The sequence below is a fragment of the Roseateles sp. genome (assembly GCF_052436255.1).
Lineage (GTDB): Bacteria > Pseudomonadota > Gammaproteobacteria > Burkholderiales > Burkholderiaceae_C > Pelomonas.
On the sequence record NZ_JBQVNP010000257.1, the window covers coordinates 1 to 4278 of the forward strand.

General features: G+C 69.2%; 3 protein-coding genes and 1 pseudogene. 3 read left to right on the forward strand and 1 reads right to left on the reverse strand.

Annotated elements, in window-relative coordinates:
• A pseudogene (locus ACT6S0_RS27025) lies at positions 1 to 729 on the forward strand (hypothetical protein); the annotation flags it as partial.
• 13 nt (positions 730 to 742) lie between these two features.
• Entirely contained in the window at positions 743 to 1936 is a 1194-nt protein-coding gene (locus tag ACT6S0_RS27030) for a class I SAM-dependent rRNA methyltransferase (RefSeq protein WP_444766818.1), read from the forward strand.
• Here the strand turns inward: ACT6S0_RS27030 and ACT6S0_RS27035 are convergent.
• Entirely contained in the window at positions 1926 to 2405 is a 480-nt protein-coding gene (locus ACT6S0_RS27035; RefSeq protein ID WP_444766819.1) for an Lrp/AsnC family transcriptional regulator, read from the reverse strand. The two genes, ACT6S0_RS27030 and ACT6S0_RS27035, sit on opposite strands and share 11 nt — an antisense overlap.
• 129 nt (positions 2406 to 2534) lie before the next feature.
• On the opposite strand from ACT6S0_RS27035, the gene glmS reads away from it, so the two are divergent.
• A partial coding sequence (gene glmS, locus ACT6S0_RS27040) for a glutamine--fructose-6-phosphate transaminase (isomerizing) (protein ID WP_444766820.1) occupies positions 2535 to 4278 on the forward strand: 1744 nt, incomplete at its 3' end.

The window sequence follows — 4278 nt, forward strand, 5'->3', positions numbered from 1 at the left end:
GGCCAGGACTGGGCGCTGTTCGGCACGCCGCGGCTGCGCGTCGGCGGCCAGCTCGGCGCGGGGCTGGGCGGTGGCGGGGCGCTGGACACGGGCAACGGCTGGCTGCTGCGCGCCGGGCCGACGCTGCGCTGGATCACCCCCTGGGGGCCGAGCCTGCGGCTGGACACCGGCTTCACCTATGCGCCCAGCGGCGCCTACAGCGCGCCCTATCTGCGCGCGGTGCTGGCGATGCCGCTGGACCGCGCGCCGACGCTGATCGTCGACGCCGCACCCGGCACGGTGCGGCTGCAGCAGCTCGGCGCCAGCGTGCTGCACCTGCCGCGCGTGCGTTTCAAGAACCGGCCGGACGAGTCGGTCACCCACCTGGCCGTCAACATGTCGCGCGAATTCTCAAGCCATGTCTACGGCACGGCCCAGGCCGGCAGCGCGGCCGCCGGCAGCGCGGGTGCCTATTCGTTCGGCCTGTTCGGCCTGGGGGTGCAGAGCGACCCGCTGTGGGGCGGCCTGCGCGTTGGCGCCGAGCTGCTGGTGGGCGCGGCCGGCGGCGGTGGCATCAAGGTCGGCGGCGGCGCGGTGACGCAGGGCGAACTGTGGGCGCAATGGCCAGTCAGCGAGCGCCTGCGCCTGCGCGCTGGCGTGGGCGAGTTCCGCACCATCCGCGGCAACGACCAGTCCACGCCGCTGACGCATCTGCAGCTCAGCTACGCCTACGGCACGCTGCAGCGATGAACAGCCACGCCCGATGAAGAAGATCACGCTGCGCGCCGGCAAGGAGCGCTCGCTGCTGAAGCGCCATCCCTGGGTGTTCGAAAGCTCCGTGGCCCGGGGCAGTGCCGACTCCGGTGAGACGGTGCGCGTCGAATCGGCCGACGGGCAGTTCCTCGCCTGGGCCGCCTTCAGCCCGCAGTCGCAGATCCGTCTGCGCGCCTGGAGCTTTGACGCGGGCGAGCGCATCGACGCCGCCTTCTTCAAGCGCCGCATCGACAAGGCCATTGCGATGCGGGCGCGGCTGGCCATCGCCTCCGACGCGGTACGCCTGATCCACGGCGAGGCCGACGGCCTGCCCGGCCTCATCGTCGACCGCTATGTCGATACGCTGGTGGCGCAGTTCGGCAGCGCGGGTGCGGAGCGCTGGAAGGCGACCATTGCCGATGCGCTGCTGGCGGCGACCGGCCTGACGCGCCTGTACGAGCGCTCCGACGCGCAGGCGCGCGAGTGGGAGGGCCTGCCCGTGCAGACCGGGTGGCTGCGCGGCGAGGGCGAGACGGCAGTGACCATCCGCGAGCACGACTGGCAGCTGACCCTGGACGTGGCCGAGGGCCACAAGACCGGCTACTACCTCGACCAGCGCGACAGCCGCCGGCGCTTTGCCGACGCGGTGCGGCAGTACGGCTGCCACAGCGTGCTGAATTGCTTCAGCTACACCGGCGGCTTCTCGGTCGCGGCGCTGGCCGGCGGCGCCAGCGAGGTCATCAGCGTGGATTCGTCCGGCCCGGCGTTGGCGCGCGCCACGGCGCATGTCGCGCTGAACGGCTTCGACGCCGGCCGCCACCAGGCCTGGGACGCCGACGTCAACGCGACGCTGCGCCGTTGCCTGGAAGAACTCAAGCATGGGGGCCGGCGTTTCGACGCCATCGTGCTCGACCCGCCCAAGTTCGCGCCCACGGTGGCCCATGCCGAGCGCGCCGCGCGCGCCTACAAGGACATCAACCGGCTGGCCTTCATGCTGCTCAACGAGGGTGGCCTGCTGTACACCTTCTCCTGCTCAGGGGGCATCGCGCCCGACCTGTTCCACAAGATCGTCGCGGGCGCCGGCCTGGACGCGGGGGTCGATGGCTACATCGTCGAGCGCCTGTCCGCTGCGGCCGACCATCCGCAGACGGTGTGCTTCCCGGAAGGGGACTACCTGAAGGGTCTGGGCATCCTCAAGCGCTGACGGCGGGCAGGGCGATGCGCGTATCGAACTTGGCGCGCTTCACGCTGAAGAAGGCCTTGATATTGCGCACGTTGGCATCCTGGGTCAGCAGGCGCTGCGTGAGGGCGTGATAGGCCGGCATGTCGGCCACCTGCACGACGAGGACGAAGTCGGGCCCCGGGGACACGCGCCAGCATTGCTGCACGGCGGCCTCTGCCACCGCGCGCCCCTCGAAGGCGTCCAGGTGCTCGGCACCCTGGCGGTCGAGGGTGATTTCCAGGATGACCGACAGGCCCGCGCCCAGCTTGTCCGGCGACAGCAGGGCCACGCGGCGCTCGACGACGCCGCTGTCGAGCAGCCGTTTGACGCGCCGCAGGCAGGTGGCGGGAGACACGGCGACGCGGGCCGCCAGGTCCTGATTGCTCAACGAGTCGTCGTTCTGCAGGCTGTCGAGCAAGCGCAGGTCTAGGGCGTCAAACTGATCAATCATGGCGGATTCTGGAAATTAAATTTCGTCGGCAATGATCCGGGAAATTTTCAATCATGAGGCGATGAATTTTGCACGCATATGCCGCACAGGCTTGCCTAGGATGCGCCACCCTTCAACGGAGAACCATCCATGTGCGGCATCGTCGGCGCGGTCAGTCAGCGCAATATCGTCCCCATCCTCGTCGAAGGCCTGAAGCGCCTCGAGTACCGTGGCTACGACTCCTGCGGCGTCGCCGTGCACCAGGACGGCGGCCTGAAGCGCGCCCGCAGCACCTCGCGCGTGGCCGAGCTCCAGGTCCAGGCCGAGCAGGACGGCATCTCCGCCGGCACCGGCATCGCCCACACCCGCTGGGCCACGCATGGCGCGCCGGCCGTGCACAACGCCCACCCGCACTTCTCGCCCGGCCCCAACCCATCGGTCGACAGCATCGGCCGCATTGCCCTGGTGCACAACGGCATCATTGAGAACCATGACGAGCTGCGTGCCGAGTTGAAGGCGCGTGGCTATGTCTTCACCAGCCAGACCGACACCGAGGTCATCGCCCATCTCGTCGACCACCTCTACAGCGGCGACCTCCTCGATGCCGTGCAACAGGCGCTGCCGCGGCTGAAGGGCGCCTACGCCGTGGCCGTGTTCTGCCGCGACGAGCCGTACCGCGTCGTGGCCGCCCGCGAGGGCTCGCCGCTGGTGCTGGGCGTTGGGGAGCAGGAGAACTTCGTCGCGTCTGACGCCATGGCGCTGGCCGGTGTCACCAACCAGATCGTCTATCTGGAAGAAGGCGATGTCGTCGACCTGCAACTGGGCCGCTACTGGCTCAGCCGGCTGGACACGACGACCGGCCGCTACGGCGCCGTGCAACGTGAGGTCAAGACGGTGCACGCCCACAGCGGCGCTGCGGAGCTGGGCCCCTACCGCCACTACATGCAGAAGGAAATCTTCGAGCAGCCCACGGCCATCGCCAACACCCTCGAAGCCATCACCGCCATCAGCCCCGAGCTCTTCGGCGACGGCGCCTACCGCATCTTCAAGGAGGTCGACAGCGTCCTCATCCTCGCCTGCGGCACCAGCTACTACTCGGGCTCGACGGCCAAGTACTGGCTGGAGTGCTTTGCCAAGATCCCGACCACGGTCGAGATCGCCAGCGAATACCGCTTCCGCGAGAGCGTGCCCAACCCGCGCACCCTGGTCGTCACCATCAGCCAGAGCGGTGAGACGGCCGACACCATCGCCGCGCTCAAGCACGCCCGCAGCCTGGGCATGAAGCACACGCTGACCATCTGCAATGTGGCCACCAGCGCCATGGTGCGCGAGTGCGAGCTGGCCTACATCACCCGCGCCGGCGTCGAGATCGGCGTGGCGTCCACCAAGGCCTTCACGACCCAGCTCGTCGGCCTCTTCCTGCTGACCCTGGCCCTGGCGCAGACACGCGGCCAGCTCAGCGAAGCCGCCGAGGCCGAGCACCTGAAGGACCTGCGCCACCTGCCCGTGGCCGTGCAGGCCGTGCTGGCGCTGGAGCCGCAAGTCATCGCCTGGAGCGAGGAGTTCGCCCGCAAGGAGAACGCGCTGTTCCTGGCGCGTGGCCTGCACTACCCCATCGCCATGGAAGGTGCCCTCAAGCTCAAGGAGATCACCTACATCCACGCCGAGGCCTACGCGGCGGGTGAGCTCAAGCACGGCCCGCTGGCGTTGGTCACGGCCGAGATGCCGGTGGTGACCGTGGCGCCCAACGACGCGTTGCTGGAGAAGCTCAAGAGCAACATGCAGGAAGTGCGCGCCCGGGGCGGCCAGCTCTATGTGTTCGCCGATGGCGACACCGCCATCGAAAGCGAAGCCGGCCTGCATGTCATCCGCATGCCCGAGCACTACGGCGCGT

Excerpts from the sequence above, each read along its gene's own strand:
- ACT6S0_RS27030 (WP_444766818.1), top strand. The coding sequence starts at position 743 with ATGAAGAAGATCACGCTGCGCGCCGGCAAGGAGCGCTCGCTGCTGAAG.
- ACT6S0_RS27035 (WP_444766819.1), bottom strand. The coding sequence starts at position 2,405 with ATGATTGATCAGTTTGACGCCCTAGACCTGCGCTTGCTCGACAGCCTG.